14 protein-coding genes are annotated in these 17,311 nt (G+C 64.8%); 7 read left to right on the top strand and 7 right to left on the bottom strand.

The genetic code is table 11. From position 1 onward, the window contains the following. Window positions 1–66: 66 nt before the first annotated feature. Complete coding sequence (locus NOX35_RS02355; RefSeq protein ID WP_256495603.1) at window positions 67–1,539, bottom strand: PLP-dependent aminotransferase family protein; 1,473 nt, start codon at window positions 1,537–1,539, stop codon at window positions 67–69. Between the two features lie 383 nt (window positions 1,540–1,922). Between NOX35_RS02355 and NOX35_RS02350 the strand changes: the two genes are divergently transcribed. After that, entirely contained in the window at window positions 1,923–3,101 is a 1,179-nt protein-coding gene (locus NOX35_RS02350) for a PLP-dependent aminotransferase family protein (RefSeq protein ID WP_182285466.1), read from the top strand. Window positions 3,102–3,321: 220 nt separating this feature from the next. Further along, window positions 3,322–4,248, top strand: a complete 927-nt coding sequence (locus NOX35_RS02345) for a PhzF family phenazine biosynthesis protein (RefSeq protein WP_371878536.1) — start codon at window positions 3,322–3,324, stop codon at window positions 4,246–4,248. A gap of 14 nt (window positions 4,249–4,262) precedes the next feature. Here NOX35_RS02345 and NOX35_RS02340 read toward each other — a convergent pair whose 3' ends face one another. The 3 genes from NOX35_RS02340 to NOX35_RS02330 all read right to left on the bottom strand — a co-directional run bounded on the left by NOX35_RS02340 (window position 4,263) and on the right by NOX35_RS02330 (window position 7,994). Then, window positions 4,263–4,922: an ABC transporter ATP-binding protein gene (locus NOX35_RS02340; RefSeq protein ID WP_256495601.1), complete on the bottom strand. Its 660-nt coding sequence runs from the start codon at window positions 4,920–4,922 to the stop codon at window positions 4,263–4,265. A gap of 157 nt (window positions 4,923–5,079) precedes the next feature. Further along, a complete protein-coding gene (locus tag NOX35_RS02335; protein ID WP_256495600.1) occupies window positions 5,080–6,732 on the bottom strand; it encodes an iron ABC transporter permease in 1,653 nt (550 codons plus the stop codon). 233 nt (window positions 6,733–6,965) lie between these two features. Continuing rightward, window positions 6,966–7,994, bottom strand: coding sequence for an extracellular solute-binding protein (locus NOX35_RS02330; RefSeq protein ID WP_256495598.1), 1,029 nt, complete (start codon window positions 7,992–7,994; stop codon window positions 6,966–6,968). A 285-nt stretch (window positions 7,995–8,279) separates the two neighbouring features. Between NOX35_RS02330 and NOX35_RS02325 the strand changes: the two genes are divergently transcribed. The 3 genes from NOX35_RS02325 to NOX35_RS02315 all read left to right on the top strand — a co-directional run bounded on the left by NOX35_RS02325 (window position 8,280) and on the right by NOX35_RS02315 (window position 10,544). Beyond that, window positions 8,280–8,957: a histidine phosphatase family protein gene (locus tag NOX35_RS02325; RefSeq protein ID WP_256495596.1), complete on the top strand. Its 678-nt coding sequence runs from the start codon at window positions 8,280–8,282 to the stop codon at window positions 8,955–8,957. A 49-nt stretch (window positions 8,958–9,006) separates the two neighbouring features. After that, window positions 9,007–9,456 (top strand): hypothetical protein, encoded by a 450-nt coding sequence (locus NOX35_RS02320; protein WP_182285462.1) that lies wholly within the window; start codon window positions 9,007–9,009, stop codon window positions 9,454–9,456. A 101-nt stretch (window positions 9,457–9,557) separates the two neighbouring features. Further along, window positions 9,558–10,544 carry a tripartite tricarboxylate transporter substrate binding protein gene (locus NOX35_RS02315; protein ID WP_182285461.1) on the top strand — a complete coding sequence of 329 codons (987 nt, stop codon included), beginning with the start codon at window positions 9,558–9,560 and terminating at the stop codon, window positions 10,542–10,544. A 105-nt stretch (window positions 10,545–10,649) separates the two neighbouring features. Here the strand turns inward: NOX35_RS02315 and NOX35_RS02310 are convergent, their stop codons facing one another. Beyond that, window positions 10,650–11,525, bottom strand: a complete 876-nt coding sequence (locus NOX35_RS02310) for a creatininase family protein (RefSeq protein ID WP_256495595.1) — start codon at window positions 11,523–11,525, stop codon at window positions 10,650–10,652. Between the two features lie 96 nt (window positions 11,526–11,621). On the opposite strand from NOX35_RS02310, the gene NOX35_RS02305 reads away from it, so the two are divergent. Continuing rightward, window positions 11,622–13,262 carry an MATE family efflux transporter gene (locus tag NOX35_RS02305; protein ID WP_256495594.1) on the top strand — a complete coding sequence of 547 codons (1,641 nt, stop codon included), beginning with the start codon at window positions 11,622–11,624 and terminating at the stop codon, window positions 13,260–13,262. On the opposite strand, the gene NOX35_RS02300 is transcribed toward NOX35_RS02305, so the two are convergent. Beyond that, complete coding sequence (locus tag NOX35_RS02300; protein WP_256495592.1) at window positions 13,249–14,223, bottom strand: tripartite tricarboxylate transporter substrate binding protein; 975 nt, start codon at window positions 14,221–14,223, stop codon at window positions 13,249–13,251. The two genes, NOX35_RS02305 and NOX35_RS02300, sit on opposite strands and share 14 nt — an antisense overlap. Before the next feature lie 204 nt (window positions 14,224–14,427). On the opposite strand from NOX35_RS02300, the gene NOX35_RS02295 reads away from it, so the two are divergent. Next, entirely contained in the window at window positions 14,428–16,716 is a 2,289-nt protein-coding gene (locus NOX35_RS02295; protein ID WP_256495591.1) for a protein-disulfide reductase DsbD, read from the top strand. A 30-nt stretch (window positions 16,717–16,746) separates the two neighbouring features. Here the strand turns inward: NOX35_RS02295 and NOX35_RS02290 are convergent, their stop codons facing one another. Then, complete coding sequence (locus NOX35_RS02290; protein WP_256495590.1) at window positions 16,747–17,133, bottom strand: VOC family protein; 387 nt, start codon at window positions 17,131–17,133, stop codon at window positions 16,747–16,749. Between the last annotated feature and the right edge of the window lie 178 nt (window positions 17,134–17,311).

The raw sequence follows: 17,311 nt of genomic DNA, 5'->3' as shown, positions 1-17,311 counted from the left end.
TCTGCGGCGTTGCCTTGCCGGCTGCGCAAATCCTCTGTCGCGGCGCGAGGAGATCGTCAACACGTTCTAAAACTTCTGTGCCTGGGCCTGCATCTGGGCCACGGCGCGCTCGAAGACCCGCCAGAAGGCGGCATCCTGTGTGGTCGCGAAGTTGATGCGCATGCAGGTGCTGGAGCCCCGGCTGGCATGGAACATGGCGCCAGGGGCAATCATGTAGCCCTGATCCAGCAGCAACTGGGTCAGCACCTCGGTATCCACGCCGGTATCCACCCAGCCGAACATGCCCGCAGGCTCGGCCACAAACCGACAGCCGGCCGCCTGGGCCAGAGCCACGCTGCGCGTGCGCGCCTGGGCCAGATGCTGGCGCAGCCGCTCGGCATGGCGGCGCAGCTGGCCTTGCTCCATGCACAGGGCCAGGGCCTGCTCCATGGGAGTCGGCGTGGACAGGGTGGACAGCAGCTTGGTGTCCAGCAGTCTCTCGACCAGCTCGGGCGGCGCTGCCAGATAGCCCAGGCGCCAGTTGGGCACCAGCACCTTGGCAAAGCCGCTGATGTAGATGCTGCGCTGCAGCCGGTCCAGCACCGACACGCGTGGTGCGTGATCGGGCGCAATATGGCAGTAGCTATCGTCCTCCACCACATAGAAGCCGTATCGCTGCGCCATCTGCAGCACCTCATGGGCGCTGGCCGCGCTCAGGCTGTAGCCCGTGGGGTTGTGCAGCACGCTGACACTCACATAGAGCTTGGGGGCCATGGTCTCGCAATAGCGCTGCATCACCGCCATGTCCGGCCCCTCGGGCCCGCGCGGCACGGGCAGCACGCGCATGCCCATGGCGGCCAGGCGTGCATATTCCACGGCCCAGCCCGGCTCTTCCACCATCACCGGATCGCCGGGCTGCAGCAGGGCCCGGCTCACGATGTCCAGCGCCTGGGTCGCGCCCAGGGTGGTGATGATCTGGCCAGTCCCCGTCGCAATGCCTATGCGCTGCAGGCGCCGCGCCAGCGCCTCGCGCAACCGGCTGTCGCCCATGGGCTCGCCATAGCGCACCAGCGATTCGCGCAGCGCCTGCCCGCTGGTGACCTTGCGCATGGCGGCCACCAGAAAGCCGGCATCCAGCCATTCGGCAGGCAGCACGCCGGCACCGGGCTGGGGCTTGCCGGCCACGCTCTCCACAAACATGCCGCGAATTAGCATGGTGGCGTTGATGCGCGTGCCAGGCGGAATGCCGACCGGGGTATTGACCGCTCCCTCATTGATAGCTGCCTGCGCTTGACCATCCTGATTTTTCAGCGGATTTTGCACAATGTCGCGCACATAAAAGCCGCGCTGAGGCCTGGCCTCGACCAGCCCCTGGGCCTGCAGCAGGTCGTAGGCGGCCACCACCGTGTAGGGGCTCACGCCTTGCTGGCTCGCGCATTCACGCACCGAGGGCAGGCGCGCGCCAGCAGGCAGCAGCCGCGTGCGTATGCGCTCGGCCAGACGCTCGGCCAGTTGCTGGGTCAGGGTCAGGGCCGCCTGGCGGGACAGGGAGATGGACATGGTGATGGACTGCGAACTGTATTGAAGCAGATACCGATACAGAAGCCATGATTGTGAGACTGTCTGTATAGGTACTGTAATGGTCTCAAGCGTATATTGAGTCCATCAACCTCTCTTGGCCGCCCTCCACACAGGGCTATGGCCACGGTCAGCGGCCTCACCGGCTGCAGACCACACCGTCGCAATTGCCCGCGAGCCCACACAGGCAAACCGGTCGCGACACAATAAGCCCCACCTGCTGGTGCATGGCTGTAGCGCTTTGCGCGCCGCAGCGATTGCATCCCGAGCCCCAAGCTCAGGCCGGCACATGCCCGACAACGGCGTGAGAATGCACACCGGCCAGCCCTGCCCGGGCTGGAAACGTAGAGATCGAGTACTGTTTTATGACAACCTGGACGCTGGCAGAACGTGCTGCCAAGATGAATTCCTCCGCCATCCGCGAGATCCTCAAGCTGACCGACCGCCCCGGCATCATCAGCATGGCTGGCGGCCTGCCTTCACCCAAGGCCTTCCCCCTGGACGCGTTCACCGAAGCCTGCCAGACCGTGATGCAGCGTGACGGTGCCGCAGCCCTGCAGTACTCGACCACCGAGGGCTTTGCTCCGCTGCGCCAGGCGATTGCCGACTTCCTGCCCTGGAACGTCGATCCCGAGCAGATCCTGATCACCACCGGCAGCCAGCAGGCGCTGGACCTGATCGGCAAGGTATTCCTGGACAAGGGAAGCCGCCTGCTGGTCGAAAAGCCCACCTACCTGGGCGCCCTGCAGGCCTTCACCCCCATGGAGCCCGTGGCCGTGGGCGTGGACAGTGACGACGAAGGCATGCTGATCGAGGACTTTGCCAAGCAGATCGGCAGCGGCGCCGACAAGGCCCGACTGGCCTATGTGCTGCCCAACTTCCAGAACCCCACCGGCCGCACCATGAGCGATGCGCGCCGCCAGGCTCTGGTCGACAAGGCCAGGGAACTGGACATTCCCCTGATCGAGGACAACCCCTACGGTGACCTCTGGTACGAGCAGGAGCCTCCCCTGCCCCTGGCTGCACGCAACCCCGAGGGCGTGATCTATATGGGCTCGTTCTCCAAGGTGCTGGCCCCCGGTCTGCGCATCGGCTTCATCGTCGCGCCCAAGTCCGTGTACGGCAAGCTGACCCAGGCCAAGCAGGCTGCCGACCTGCACACCCCCAGCTTCAACCAGCGCGTGGTGGCCGAAGTCATCAAGGACGGCTTCCTGGACCGCCATGTGCCCACCATCCGCGCCATGTACAAGGCCCAGCGCGATGTGATGCTGATGGCTCTGGAGCGCGAGATGGCCGGCCTCGACGTGAAGTGGACACGTCCCGTGGGCGGCATGTTCCTCTGGGTCAGGCTGCCCGCAGGCATGGATGCCCAGGCCCTGCTGGCCAAGGCCGTGGAGCGCAATATGGCTTTTGTGCCCGGCGCGCCCTTCTACGCCGGCGATGCACAGAACAACACGCTGCGCCTGTCGTATGTGACGGTGTCTGCCGAGCAGATCAACGTCGGCATCAAGTCCCTGGCCGAGGCCATCAAGGCCAGCTTGTAATCTGAAGGCCCCCTGAGCGGCTTTGCCGCCTCCCCCTCTCTGGCGCTTTGCGCCGGAGGGGGAGGACAGCCTCGGTGCGCGGCGGCGCTTCCTCGCTGTCTCTGATACCCCATGGCATGTGAAATGCCACATCGACCGGCTCTGCGCCGGTTTTTCTTTTTGCCGACAATCGCTGCCCATGTCTGCTCCAGCCCCCCATGCCGCTCTATCCCGTCCCTATATGACCGTGGACGTGTTCACGCACACCGCGCTGCTCGGCAACCCCGTGGCCGTGGTGCTGGGCGCCGATGGCTTGAGCGAGGCCCAGATGCAGGCCTTCGCGCGCTGGACCAATCTGTCGGAAACCACCTTTGTGCTTCAGCCCAGCGCACAAGCGCTGGCCGCTGGAGCCGACTACCAGCTGCGCATCTTCACGCCTGCGGGCGAGCTGGCCTTTGCCGGCCACCCCACACTGGGCAGCTGCCATGCCTGGCTGGCCCAGGGCGGGCAGCCGCGCAATCCCGAGCAGGTGCTGCAGGAATGCAAAAAAGGCCTGATCGCTATTGGCTGCAATGCGCAAGGCGCTCTGTTTTTCGAAGCACCTTCGCTCGACTCCCAGGAAGTTTCCGAAGAAGAGCTGACACCCGTGCTGCAGGCGCTGGGCCTTGCGCGAGAGCAGGTGCTGATGGCGCGCAGCCTCCACAATGGATCTCCCTGGCTGGGCCTGCTGCTTGACCATCCGGACACCGTGCTGGACGTGGAGCCCGATTTTGCTGCGCTCAGAAAGCTCGATGCCAAAGCCGGTCTGGCGGCCATTTATGAGGAGGAAGAGGATGCCCCGCTGATTGGCCGCTCCAGCCGCGAGGCCCGCGCTTTTGCGAAGCAGGCTGAAGAAGCCGTTCAAGAAAAAGTGATCCCAGCCCAGCCACGCCTCGAAGTGCGCGCCCTGATCGGCGAGACCGCAAGCGAAGACCCTGTCACCGGCAGCCTGAATGCTGCGCTGGCCCAATGGCTGACCGGCGAGGGTCTGCTGCAGACGCCCTATATCGCCGCGCAAGGCATTTGCGTGGGTCGTGATGGACAGGTTCACGTCCAGACCGCAGCCAATGGCAAGCTCTGGGTGGGCGGCCACACCGTGACCGTCACATCAGGCCGCGTCCTGCTCTAGACCTCAGGGCCGGCTCAGAGCTGAACCGGCGTCATCCTGCAGATCTGGTCGGCCATGGTTTCGGCCTCCTGCGCATTGTGCGTGACCAGAATCGCCGTCTGCCCGGTGGCCCGCAGAATGTCGCGCACCTCCAGCGTCAGCCGCTCGCGCGTGGCGGCATCGAGATTGGAAAATGGCTCGTCGAGCAACAGCAAGGCCGGGGACGGCGCCAGGGCTCGCGCCAGCGCCACACGCTGCTGCTGACCGCCGGACAACTCGTGCGGGAACTTGCTACCTGAATTCGCCAGTCCCACCACGGCAAGCAGCTCCTGCACACGTTTGTCGCGCTCTGGCTTGCCCATGCGGCGCAGGCTGAAGCCCACGTTCTGCACTGCCGTCAAATGCGGGAACAGCCCGTACTCCTGAAACATCATGCCCACATGGCGCTGCTCGGGAGGCAAATGCGTGCCGGGGCCGGAGAGCAATACCTCGCCCAGATGAATACTGCCCGCGCGCACCGGCTCGAAGCCCGCAATCGCTCGCAGCACGGAGGTCTTGCCGCAGCCCGAAGGGCCCAGCAGGCTGGCGATGTGACCTGCAGGCACCTGCAGATCAAAGCCCTGCAGCACGGTGTGCAAGCCCTTGGGCGTGTCATAGCCCAGTTGCAGCTGCGCAATTTGTAGAGAGGCGGTCATGCAATCACTTCATCACGACCTACGCAAAGCCGGTTCAGGCAAGACGACTGCCCCGGGAGGCAGGCCGTTGTTGCCTTCTTGCTTGCGTAAGTTCTATTCATATTCAATAGCTGCCTGCGCAATACCCATAAGCGCTTGAGCCGATTTTCATGCATATTCATCGCTGGCCACCCGACAGCTGCGTGCGCGCCAACAGCATGACGGGAACCAACCCCGCGACCACAATGCACAGCGCGGCGATCGCGCCCTCCTCATAGGTGCCGCGCGCGGCTTCGGCATAGAGCCAGGTGGCCAGGGTGTCGAAATCGGCCGGGCGCAGCAGCAAGGTGGCAGGCAGCTCCTTCATGGCGTCGACAAATACCAGCATGGCACTGGTGGCCATGGCAGGCCGCAGCAACGGCAGGTGTACGCGGCGCAGGGTGCCCAGGCGGCTTTCGCCCAGCAGTCGTGAGGCCTGCTCCAGCGTCGGCGGGATACGCGCCAGCCCGGCCTCGATACCGCCCACGGGCATGACCAGAAAGCGAATCACGCAGGCAGCCACCAGCACAATGCCCTGCCCCATCAGCGGCAGGCCGTCCATGCCGAACAACTGGGCCAGCCCGGCGTCGAACGCCAGCGCCGGCGTCAACAGGCCGATGGCCAGCACCGTGCCCGGCACGGCGTAGCCCAGCGCCGCCAGCTGCGCTGGCCAGCGCGAAGGCGCTCGCGTGCTGATGCCGGTGCGCGTGGCCCAGGCCACGACAAGACCCGCTGCCACCGCGATCACGGTCACGCCCAGCGCCAGCCCCAACGTGTTGAGCAGACTGGATATCAGTCCCTCGGAGACGCCCGAGCCCTGTACCAGACGCTTGCCGCTTTCCCAAGCCAGATAAGCCGCCGGCGCAGCAAAGCCGATCAGCACCGGCAGACTGCAGGCCAGTGTTGCCAGCCAGCCCCTGCCCGGGGGCAGGCGGTGCGGCGCTATGGCCCGCATGCGCTGGGCAGAGCCAAAGCGCTGACGACTGCGGCCCTGACGCTCCAGCCAGACCAGGGCCACCACGACCAGCAGCATGGAGCAGGCAATCTGCGCGGCACCGGCCAGATCCGAGCGCGTGACCCAGGTGGTGTAGATCGACACCGTGAGCGTGTGCACACCCAGAAACTCGGACGCACCGATATCGTTGAGTGTCTCCAGCAAGGCCAGGCTCAGCCCCACGACAAGCGCCGGTCGCGCCATGGGCAGGGCCACGCGCCAAAAAGCCCCCCAGCGGGTCTCACCCAGCGAGCGAGCGGCCTCCATCAGATGCGCGGGCTGGGTCATGAACATGGCCCGCGCCATCATATACACATAGGGGTAGAGCGTGAACCCCAGCACAAAGATCGCACCACCCATGGAACGAAGATCGGGCAGGCGCCACTGGCGCGGGCTGTCGTAACCCAGCAACCAGCGCAGCGCGCCCTGCACCGGGCCTATGGGGTGAAGCAGATCCAGATAGGCAAAGGCCACGATATAGGCCGGCATGGCCAGCGGCAGCAGCAGCGCCCAGTGCAGCCAGCGCCGCCCCGGAAAATCACAGGCCGTCACCAGCCAGGCGCAGCCCGTGCCCACCACCAGCACCACCAGGCCCACCCCACCCAGCAGCCAGGCCGTGTTGGCTGCGGCATCGGGCAGCACATAGCGCAGCAGATCCTGCCAGTGCGCCCAGTCCGCCCCCAGCGCCAGCCAGGCCAGCGAGGCAATGGGCGCAAACACCCCCAGCGCAATCAACCAGCTTGCGCCCTGCCACACCGGCCCGACGGGCCTCAGCCCTGAACGAAGATAAGAAAACATCAAGACAAAACGATCACGGCAGGACCAACGCCCCAGAAACAGATATGCCCCGGCGAAGGGGCTCATACAGGAGCGCAATGCTAAAACAGGCATGCTCCGAAGCAAGGGACAGCGAGCAAGGGCCTCGGCGGCCCCGCCGCCCCGCTGCGATGCTGTCGTCCCCTCCCCTGGCTCGCAGCGCCTAGAGAGAGGGGAAGCGGCGGGGCCGCCTAGGCAAAGCCGCTCAGGGGTGTTTACTTGTCGAATCCCACCTTGTCGACCAGCACGCTGGCAGCCTTGCGGTGCTTGGCGATCTCGGTCAGCGGCAGCGGATCGATCTTGATCTCGCCAATGCTCTGGGCCACCACGGGGTCCAGCGCCACGCCCTTGCGCACAGGGTGCTCGTAGTTGGCCTGGGCGTACATATTCTGGGCCGGTTCGGAGACCAGGAACTCCAGCAGTTTCACGGCCTGATCGCGGTTGGGAGCGTGCTTGGCCACCGAAGCGCCGCTGATATTGATATGCGTGCCGCTCTTGGGATCGTTGAAACTGGGCTTGACGACCTTGATGGCATCACCCCACTTGCGTGCATCCGTGCCTTCCTTGGCGGCCTTCATATGGCCCACGTAATAGGTGTTGGCCAGACCCACATCGCAGATGCCACCCAGAATGTCGCGTGCCACATCGCGGTCGCCGCCCGTAGCCTTGCGCGCCAGATTGGCCTTGACGCCCTTGAGCCACTGCTCGGTCTTGGCTTCGCCGTCATGGGCAATCATGGCGGCAATCAGCGCCGTGTTGTAGGGGTGCTGGCCGGCACGGCTGCAGACCTGGCCCTTGAACTGAGGCTTGGCCAGGTCTTCATAGCGGAAGGCGCCGATCTTCATGTCCTTTTCGGCATACAGCACGCGAGCCCGCATGGACAGCGCGAACCACTGGTTGTCGGCGGCACGCAACTGGGCCGGGATGGCAGCCTCCAGCGCGCTGGACTTGACGGGCTGAGTCACGCCACCGTCCACCAGATCCAGCAGATTGCCGATATCCACCGTCATCAGCACATCGGCAGGCGAGCGCTGGCCTTCGGCTTTGACGCGCTCCAGCAGGCCGTCCTTGACGAACACCGTCTTCACGCCGATCTTGGTCTGCGCCGTGAAGGCAGCCAGCAAGGGCTGGATCAGAGCAGGTTCACGGGTGGTGTAGAGCGTGATGTCCTCGGCGTGGGCGGACAGCACAGGGGCGCACAGGCTGGCAACGGCGGCCAGTGCAAACAGGGGTCGTCGAAACATGGAGGGCTCCAGAAGGTGAACAGGCATAAAAAAACACGCTCCGCCTCGAAACCGACAAGCCTCCTTCCAGCCAAGCGCAGGAGACCCGTGAACCAGTACCAAAAGCGGAGCGTATTTTTATGTTTTTGAGAATCGCTCTCAACTATCTTAACCGAGCGCCATGCCATGCCCGCACCTCAATCCCGATGCGGGATGCGGAAATGCGAACCAGTCCGCTGTCACCCAAGCGCCACCTGGTCGCAGGCATGACAGCGCAGCAAGCGGCCAAGGCCCAACATCCGCGCCATGGGAAACCTCTACCTTGTGCGCCATGGCCAGGCCTCGTTTGGCGCGGATGATTACGACCAGCTCAGCCCACGCGGCCAGGATCAGGCCGTGCGTCTTGGCGAGTACTGGCGTGAGCGAGGTATGAAGTTCGATGCCGTCTATGCAGGCACGCTCAAGCGCCATCAGCAGACGCTGGCCGGCATCGTCCAGGGCCTGGGAAGCGCTTCCAGCACCGAGGCACAAAGCCGGCCCGGACTCAACGAGTACGACAGCGAAGCCCTGCTGCGCGCCATCCACCCGGCTCCTCTGCCCAGGCCCGATACGCCCGAGCTGTACCGCCATCATTTCCGCCTGCTGTGCGACGCGCTGGCGCAATGGATGGGAGGCACCATCAGCCCGGCCGGCATGCCTGACTGGAACGGTTTTGCGGATGGAGTGCACCAGGTGCTCGAGGAGATACGTCACCAGCACAGCGGCCGCAACGTGCTGCTGGTCAGCAGCGGCGGCCCCATCTCCACTGCCGTGGGCCAGGTGCTTGGCACCGCCCCCGAGGTGACCATCGCCCTCAATATGCGGCTGCGCAATATTGCCGTGACAGAGTTCAGCATCAGTCCCAAGCGCCTGATGCTGCAAAGCTTCAACACGCTCAATCATCTGGATGGGCTCGAGTACAGAGACTGGGTCACCGCCGCCTGATCACCCCTCAGACCCGGAGCCGGCCAACGCAAAGTGCTACAAAGCCGGCATGGACTCCATCTTTCTCAGCCTTGGCGATACGGCACTGACGCTCGACATCGGCCCTCAGCAGCACCGGATCCCCATAGGCCTTGCCACCCTGGTCAATGCATTTGGCCAACACATGCCCGATGCGCTGACGCTGGAAAACGCGATTGCCGATGTGGAGGATGCCATCATGCCGGCCGGGCGCTGGCTGCCTGCAGGTGCCAGCATGCTGCAAACGGCAGACCCGCTGCTGAGGCAGTTGATCCACAGTTCCACGGCAGACCCGCAAGCCACACAGGCCTCGCGCGATGCGATCGAGAATCTGTTCGAGTTGCTGGCACGCCAAGCTCAACAGCCCGGCCATGCCGACCCGCAGCTGCCGCAGACCGCTGAACATGCGGCCGCCCTGCTGATATTGCGCGAGGCCATGCATCACTGGGGAATGGCTGCCCTGCAAGCAAGCGGTAACTAGCCATACCTGTGCGGCATAGCAGACAGAACGCTTTGCTGCTGCCTCTGGGCATTTTTCGGCGGCACACTCTCTGAATAAAAGTTTCAGACAGAAGGACAAGCATGAAACGCCGCAGTTTTACCCAATCCCTGGTCAGCGCCGCAGCGGGGGCTGCCCTGCTGAGCGGATTTGCCGCCACCGCCCTGGCCGAGGGCCTGTCCAACCGCCCCATCCGCATCGTCGTGCCCTTCGGGGCCGGCGGCGTGGCCGATGTGACGGCCCGTGTGGTGGCCCAGCAGTTGTCCACCCAGCTCGGCCAGCCCGTGGTCATAGACAACAAACCCAGCGCGGGCGGTATTGTGGCGGCCGAGACCGTGGCCAAGGCTGCGCCCGACGGACATACCTTGTTTCTCATGTCCAACGGCAGTGCCGTCACGGTGAATCTGTTCAACAACCTGCCCTTCGACATGGTCAAGGACCTGACGCCCATCTCCACGCTGGGCTACTTTGACATTGGCGTCATCACCGATGCCAAGTCGCCCTTCAAGAACCTGGGCGAGCTGGTGAGCTATGCCAAGGCCAATCCCGGCAAGCTGAATCTGGGCAGCATCAACGTGGGCAGCACCCAGCATCTGGCGGCCGAGCTGTTCAAGACCACGGCCGGCATCGATGCGCAGATCGTGCCCTTCAACGGCACACCCGCCGTGGTGACCGCGCTGCGCGGCAAGCAGATCGATGCAGCCGTGGAAATTCTCACGCCCATCATGGGCCAGATCAATTCCAAGGCCGTGAACCTGCTCGCGGTGACGGGAGAGAAGCGCTCGCCGCTGCTGCCCAATGTGCCCACGGCCCAGGAATCCGGCGTCAAGGGCTTTGTGGCTTCGTCGTGGAATGCCCTGGCTGCGCCCTCCAAAACGCCCGCCCCCGTGATCGCGCGTCTGAACAAGGAAATCAACGCCGCCGTCAACAACCCCGAGGTCGCCAAGAAGCTGCGCGAACTGAATGTGCAGGCCCAGGCCAGCACGCCAGAGCAGACCGCCAAGCTGCTGCAATCGGAAATCAGGCGCTGGGGCGATGTGATTGCTCAGGCAAAAATACCGAAGCAATGACAGCGAGGACTATGCTTTCAGTAGCTTCTAGCGTTTGATAGCATTTATTTTCAAAACAAAACAGCCTGCAAATGCAGGCTGTTATTGTGTAAGAAGCTCCTGAATTCAAAGCGGCTGCGGCTGGTTTCCCACCGTGCTCAGGGGCAGATCATGAATCTCGCCCAGCAACCTGACCAGGCCCTGCGCCGATGAATGCACCATGGCCGCACCGCGCTCGGCCGTCGCGGCGGCGGAGTTGCCCACGGCACCGGCCGGGTTGTAGTCCTCGATGGCCCAACCCAGCTTGGCGCTGCGGCCATTGCCGATGAAGTGGTATTTGCCGGCCCGCTGCTCCGAGCTGGAAGCGAAGTTCTGCGCACGCTCCATATGCACGGTCTCGGGCGCCAGGTGCAGCAGCATCGAGGTCTCCACTTCGCCGCCATGAATGCCGAAGCGGTGCTCATGCGCGCAGAACTGCTGGTTGGCCGCGTCGTCCACCAGCCCGAACCAGCTGGCGCTGTAGACCAGCAGGCCGTGCCGGATGCGCAGCTCGCGCGCAACGATGTCCATCACGCTGACCTGGCCGCCATGACCGTTGAGCAGCAGCAGCTTCCTGATGCCGGCGCGCGCCACGCAGGCGCCCAGCTCCGTCCACAGCGCAATCAGCGTCGCGGGCTGCAGGCTCAAAGTGCCCGCATAGTGCGTATGCTCGACCGAAAAGCCGATGTTCTGCGGCGGCAGAAACAGCACCGGCAGCTCGGCGGGCAGCTGCGCCAGAGCGGCATCGATGACGCCCTCTATCAGGCTGGCATCCACAGACAGCGGCAGGTGCGGCCCATGCTGCTCCACCGCAGCCACGGGCAGCACGGCCACGGTATCGGCGGCCAGACCATTGCGCTGGGCCAGGGCAAAGTCATGGGCCGAGGCCTGGGCCCAGAAGCGTGACGGCCAGCGGGGAAGCGCGCTTGCGGGAGTGGTCGGGGTATTGCTCATGACCATCATCGTAGCTGCGCCGGCTCCACAAAACCACGTCTCGCTCCCGACTTCGGTCCGGCCTCCCGTCATCCGCAACCGGACGACTTGCCCCACAATGGCCCGATGCCCGAAGCCTCCGCAAGCGCCCCGCGCCAGAGTGCGCGCACCGCCACCTCCAAGCCCCAGACCCGCGACCTGACCCAGGGCCCGATTGCCAGCACCTTGCTGGTCTTTGCCCTGCCGATTCTGGCCGGCAATGTGCTGCAGTCGCTCAACGGCTCGGTCAATGCCATCTGGGTCGGCGGTCACCTGGGCGAGGCCGCGCTCACGGCCACCGCCAATGCCAACAATGTGATGTTTGCGCTGATCGGTGCGGTGTTCGGCATCAGCATGGCAACCAATATCCTGATTGCCCAGAGCATTGGCGCAAAAAACATCGCGCAAGCCAAGCGTGTACTGGGCACCAGCGCTACGTTTTTTGGTATTGTTTCACTGCTGATTGCCTTGCTGGGCTGGCCACTGTCGCGCCATCTCATGCAGTGGATGAGCACACCCGAGGCAGCGCTGCTGCTGGCCGAGGCATATCTCAAGGTCATCTTTCTGGCCATTCCGCTGCTGTTCATGTTCAGCTTTGTGACGGCGGCCCTGCGCGGCGCGGGAGACACCCGAACGCCGTTCTGGTTCCTGCTCGTCGTCGTGGCGCTGGACATGGCGCTCAACCCTCTGCTGATCTTTGGCTGGGGGCCTGTGCCGCGCATGGGCATCCAGGGCTCGGCGGTCGCCACGCTGATTGCCAATGCCGTGAGCTTTTTTGCCCTGCTGGGGTGGCTGCGCCTGCGCCGCCATCCGCTATGGATAGGTCGCAGGCAGCTCGGTCTGTTCAAGCCCGATCTGACGATTGTGCGCACTCTGGTGGTCAAGGGCCTGCCCATGGGCGTGCAGATCGTGATGATCTCGCTGGCCATGATCGCCATGATCTCCATGGTCAACGAGCATGGCGTGCAGACCGCATCCGCCTATGGCGCCGCGCTGCAACTGTGGACCTATGTGCAGATGCCGGCCATGGCCATAGGCGCGGCCTGTTCGTCCATGGCTGCGCAGAACGTGGGGGCAGGGCTCTGGAAGCGTGTCAGCGCCACGGCCAATGCCGGCATGCTGGGCAATCTTGTGCTGACGGGCAGTCTGATTGTCCTCATCGTGCTGCTGGACCGCCATGTGCTGGGCTGGTTTCTGCCCGGCGGCAGTCCTTCGCTGGAGGTGGCCCGCCACCTCAACCACATTGCCATAGGATCCTTTCTCTTCTTCGGCGTGACCTTTGTGCTGGCCGGCGTGGTGCGTTCCACAGGGGCGGTCATGGCGCCGGTGCTCATTCTGGCAATTGCCATGTGGGGCATACGCGTTCCCGTGGCGCGCTGGCTTCAACCCGTGATGGGCGTGGATGCCATCTGGTGGAGCTTTCCCATCAGCTCCGTCTGCTCCATGCTGATGATGCTGGCCTATTACCGCTGGGGCCGCTGGCGCAAGGCGCACATGCTGCCGGCTGCAGCCCAGGCCCCGGCACAGCCCGCAGAGAAAGAGGCGCCGGCACGGGCGGCAGAGGAACTCGAAGCACAGGCCCCAGTGGATGGCGATGCGCTGATAGACCGGGCCGCCCCCTGCGAGCGCATCGCCATCCCTGCCGAGGTGGGCGGTCAGCCGCCCAGTACCGTGGCCACCCTGGCCGCGGATGCGGGGCAGCCACCGCGCGACGCTAACCCAGGGTGATGCCCGTTTCCTTGACGACGCGCTTCCAGCGCTCGTGGTCGGCGGCGATGAGCCGCCCGAACTCCTGGGGCGTGCTGCGCCGCGGCAGGTAGTTGTAGCCGGCGAGCCTGGCCAGCACATCGGGCATCTGCATGATCCTGTCCATCTGCTGGGCCAGATAGCCCACGATGTCCTGAGGCGTTCCCTTGGGCGCCAGCAGGCCCGACCAGGAACTGAAATCCATGCCACTGACGCCCAGCTCGCGCAGCGTGGGTACCTGGGAAAAGGTCGGGGCCCGCTGGGGCAGCAGCACGGCCAGGGCCTTGACCTTGCCCGCGCGAATCATTTCCACCGAGGTGAAGGAGTCGAACGAGAAGTCCACCTCGCCCGCCACCACGGCCTGCATCTGCGGGCCCGTGCCCTTGTACTGGGCATTGACGATGCCGGGCACCTCGAGCACTTTCTTGAACTGCTCGGTGATCAGCGAAATCATGCTGCTGCCCGAGGAGGCGCTCAGCGGCCGGCCTTGCTTGGCCATGGCGATCAGCTCCTGCATGCTGTTGACGGGCAGGTCCTTGCGCGCAATCACCACAAAGCCCACATCGCATAGATGACTGATGGGCTCGAAGCTGGCCAGCGCCTCGTAGCCGGTCTTGTAGAGCACTGGACTCAGAGTCTGCGCTCCCGCCGTGTTCATCAGCAGCGTGTAGCCATCGGGTGCGGCGCGGGCCGCCAGCTCCGAGCCGATGACCCCGTTGGCGCCGCCCTTGTTGTCGACCACAAAGGACTGCCCCGTGATTTCGCCGAGCTTTTGCATGGTCAGCCTCGCCACCACGTCCGTGGTGCCTCCGGCAGGAAACGGCACGATGACCCGTACCGACTTGTCCGGATAGGCTGGCGCAGCGGCTGCATGCCAGGGCAGCGCACTGGCAGCACAGGCAGCTGAGGTGGCAAGAAAGCGGCGGCGTGAGGTATTCACCATAATGCTTGTCTCCTGTAGTTGCCCGGCAACGGACTCCTGCGACCGGCTCCGGCTGCGGGCTGTTTGAGCCTTGTTGGCCGGGCCATGATGGAGTCCGCCCGCGCCTTCTGTCCAATACCATGCGCCTATGCAAGCATTGGTTTTGCCAATCGGCCACCCCGTGCAGGGAACCAAAAACACCGCCACAGACTCCCACCGTCCGCCATGTCTTCTCAAGCCCCTTCCCTGACCACCGGACCCCGCAGCCTCTCGCAGCGCCTTTCACTCTGGCTGATGCTGGCGCTGACCGTCTGGTTCTGTGCCTTTTCCACCGGTGCCGGCGCGCAGATCCTGCTCAAGAATGCGGCTTCGGGTGGCTCCACCGTGCAGACGCCGCGTGTGCAGGCCGAGCTGGTGGCCCAGGCTCCCGAGGGCGTCACCGCCGGCGAGGTCTTCTGGCTGGGGTTGAAGATCACCCATCAGCCCGAATGGCATACCTATTGGAAGAATGCCGGCGATTCGGGCCTGCCCACGGTGCTGCAGTGGCAACTGCCACCGGGCCTGGAGGCTGGCCCCATTGCATGGCCGCTGCCTCATGCGCTGCGCGTAGGACCCCTGGTCAACTATGGCTATGAAGACACGGTGCTGCTGCCCGTACCCATCAAGGTCGCGGCCGACTTCAAGGCACCGGCCTCCGGCATGGTGGACGTAGGCCTGGCCGCCGAATGGCTGGTCTGCCGCGTGGAATGCATTCCCGAGTCCGGCAACTTCCAGCTGCAGATCCCGGTTCAGGGCAGCAGCGCCCCGCAAAGCCAGGCCTTTGTGCAGGCCCAGGCCGGCCAGCCCCAGGCGCTGAGCCAGGGCGGCCAGGCCCTTGTCGAGTCCGGCAAGGCCGAAGGCGCGAACCTGCCCGACGACCGTGTGACGCTGCGCATACCCGGACTGCCCGCCAGCCTGAAGGGCAAGACACTGGAGTTCTATCCCGAGAATGCCGACACCTTCAAGCATGCCGCAGAGTCGGGCAAGGACTGGAAGCAGCACTGGGACGGTGAGGTCTGGGTGGGCGAGAACATGCCGCTGTCCGATATGCGCGGCGAAACCGCAGCGCAGCTGGCCGTGGTGCTGGCCTTGCCGCCCGCCGAGCGCGCTGCCGCGCTGGAGCGGGGCGAAAGCGCTGGCTGGCGCAGCGAACTGGCCGTGCAGGGCCGCTGGAGCGCCCCCGCGCTTGCAGGCGTTTCCCCGGCCCTGGCCGCAGCGCTGGAAGCCAACAAGACCGCTTCACAGACCGTACCTGCAGGCAATGCGGCCAGTGCAGGCAGCCTCTGGGCGGCCCTGCTGGGCGGTTTGATCGGTGGCCTGATCCTCAACCTCATGCCCTGCGTGTTTCCTGTGCTGGCCATCAAGGTACTGGGGTTTTCGGGTCATGGCCAGAACCGCCATGCCCAGAAACTGGGCGGCCTGGCCTATACCGCGGGCGTGGTGCTGTCCTTTGTGGCACTCGGCGCACTGCTGCTGGGCTTGCGCGCGGCGGGCCAGCAACTGGGCTGGGGCTTCCAGCTGCAGTCGCCCGTGGTGGTCTCGCTGCTGGCGGCGCTGTTCACCGTGCTGGGACTGAATCTGGCCGGCTGGTTCGAGTTCGGCAGTCTGCTGCCCAGCAGCATTGCCAGTGCCCAGGCGCGCAACCCGATGCTGGACTCCTTTCTCTCCGGCGTGCTGGCCGTGGCCATCGCATCGCCCTGCACGGCGCCCTTCATGGGTGCCTCGCTGGGCTTTGCCATCGACATGCCAGCGGCACAGGCGCTGACGGTGTTTGCCGCACTTGGCATGGGTATGGCCCTGCCCTATCTGCTGGCCAGCTTCGTGCCAGCCGTCGTGAGCTGGCTGCCCCGCCCCGGGCCCTGGATGCAGACCTTCCGCCACGCCATGGCCTTCCCCATGTTTGCCACCGTGGTCTGGCTGGTCTGGGTGCTGGGCCATCAGGGCGGCATGGATGCCGCTGCGGCCCTGCTGGCGCTGCTGCTGGTGCTGGCCGCGCTGATCTGGGCCCTGGGCCTGAGCGGCAAGAGCCGCATCAGCCTCGGCGCCGTCGCTTTGCTGCTGGCCATTGGCGTGGCCTACTACGCACTGCCGCTGATCAAGGCCGAGCCTGTGGATCAGGTCAGGGTACAGGCCGGTGAACTCTGGCAACCCTGGTCGGCAGACAAGGTTCAGTCTGCCCGGACCTCGGGCCAGCCGGTGTTTGTGGACTTCACGGCCGCCTGGTGCGTGACCTGCCAGGTCAACAAGCGCACCACGCTGAGCAATGCCGAGGTGCTGGCAGCTTTCGAGCAGCACAAGGTGCAGCTGCTGCGCGCCGACTGGACACGCCAGGACCCGGCCATCACCCGGGCACTGCAATCGCTGGGGCGCAGCGGCGTCCCCGTCTACGTGCTGTACCTGCCCGGCAAGCCGCCTGTGGTGATGAGCGAGCTGCTCTCCAAGAGCGAGGTACTTGACGCACTCAAACAGATCTAGGCCATTGCTGCGCGCAGAGCATGACGCAATTCAGGCTGGCACCACCTCCTCGTGCAGACAGAGGTAGTTACCCTCCGTGTCCTTGAACCAGGCGGCCTTCTCGGACCCCAGCACGCAGACATGGTCGACAGTCTTGAAGTCAGGGAAGTCGTAGTCCTCAAACACCACACCCCGGCTTTGCAGTTCCCGAATGCTGGCAGCGATATCGGGCACCCGGAAGCTGATGGCCGTGTGCTCGGCCTTGGTACCGCCAGGCTTTGGAAACAGGGCCAGTGCACTACCGCCAACCAGGTAGACAAACTTTCCATCGGGCCGCAGCTCTCCTGGCTGCAGACCCAGGCCTTCCTCGTAGAAAGCACGAGCACGCGCCATATCCATCACCGGCAGCATCGTCGTCACAGCAGAATGGCTCAGCATAAGAACTCCTTTGCCCGGCGCTGCGGGGCCATGGCCCTGAGTCGAGCAGACCAAGCTTAGCCCCAGGAGTGGGCAGATGCCAGCCCCGGCAAGCTCACTGAACCTGGCGCAATCAACTTTACGACTGGGCACATCGGCCTCGCCCTGGTCAAACCGGCAATACCTGACATGGCTTCGG

The organism is Comamonas sp. C11, assembly GCF_024496285.1.
GTDB classification, from domain to species: domain Bacteria; phylum Pseudomonadota; class Gammaproteobacteria; order Burkholderiales; family Burkholderiaceae_C; genus Comamonas; species Comamonas testosteroni_F.
The sequence above is the reverse complement of the archived record's forward strand: the minus strand, read 5'-3'. Positions and strand labels throughout refer to the sequence as shown.

Excerpts from the sequence above, each read along its gene's own strand:
- NOX35_RS02325 (WP_256495596.1), top strand. The coding sequence starts at position 8,280 with ATGGGAAACCTCTACCTTGTGCGCCATGGCCAGGCCTCGTTTGGCGCG.
- NOX35_RS02345 (WP_371878536.1), top strand. The coding sequence starts at position 3,322 with ATGACCGTGGACGTGTTCACGCACACCGCGCTGCTCGGCAACCCCGTG.
- NOX35_RS02295 (WP_256495591.1), top strand. The coding sequence starts at position 14,428 with ATGTCTTCTCAAGCCCCTTCCCTGACCACCGGACCCCGCAGCCTCTCG.
- NOX35_RS02300 (WP_256495592.1), bottom strand. The coding sequence starts at position 14,223 with ATGGTGAATACCTCACGCCGCCGCTTTCTTGCCACCTCAGCTGCCTGT.
- NOX35_RS02310 (WP_256495595.1), bottom strand. The coding sequence starts at position 11,525 with ATGATGGTCATGAGCAATACCCCGACCACTCCCGCAAGCGCGCTTCCC.
- NOX35_RS02340 (WP_256495601.1), bottom strand. The coding sequence starts at position 4,922 with ATGACCGCCTCTCTACAAATTGCGCAGCTGCAACTGGGCTATGACACG.
- NOX35_RS02355 (WP_256495603.1), bottom strand. The coding sequence starts at position 1,539 with ATGTCCATCTCCCTGTCCCGCCAGGCGGCCCTGACCCTGACCCAGCAA.
- NOX35_RS02335 (WP_256495600.1), bottom strand. The coding sequence starts at position 6,732 with ATGTTTTCTTATCTTCGTTCAGGGCTGAGGCCCGTCGGGCCGGTGTGG.
- NOX35_RS02330 (WP_256495598.1), bottom strand. The coding sequence starts at position 7,994 with ATGTTTCGACGACCCCTGTTTGCACTGGCCGCCGTTGCCAGCCTGTGC.
- NOX35_RS02305 (WP_256495594.1), top strand. The coding sequence starts at position 11,622 with ATGCCCGAAGCCTCCGCAAGCGCCCCGCGCCAGAGTGCGCGCACCGCC.
- NOX35_RS02290 (WP_256495590.1), bottom strand. The coding sequence starts at position 17,133 with ATGCTGAGCCATTCTGCTGTGACGACGATGCTGCCGGTGATGGATATG.
- NOX35_RS02350 (WP_182285466.1), top strand. The coding sequence starts at position 1,923 with ATGACAACCTGGACGCTGGCAGAACGTGCTGCCAAGATGAATTCCTCC.
- NOX35_RS02315 (WP_182285461.1), top strand. The coding sequence starts at position 9,558 with ATGAAACGCCGCAGTTTTACCCAATCCCTGGTCAGCGCCGCAGCGGGG.
- NOX35_RS02320 (WP_182285462.1), top strand. The coding sequence starts at position 9,007 with ATGGACTCCATCTTTCTCAGCCTTGGCGATACGGCACTGACGCTCGAC.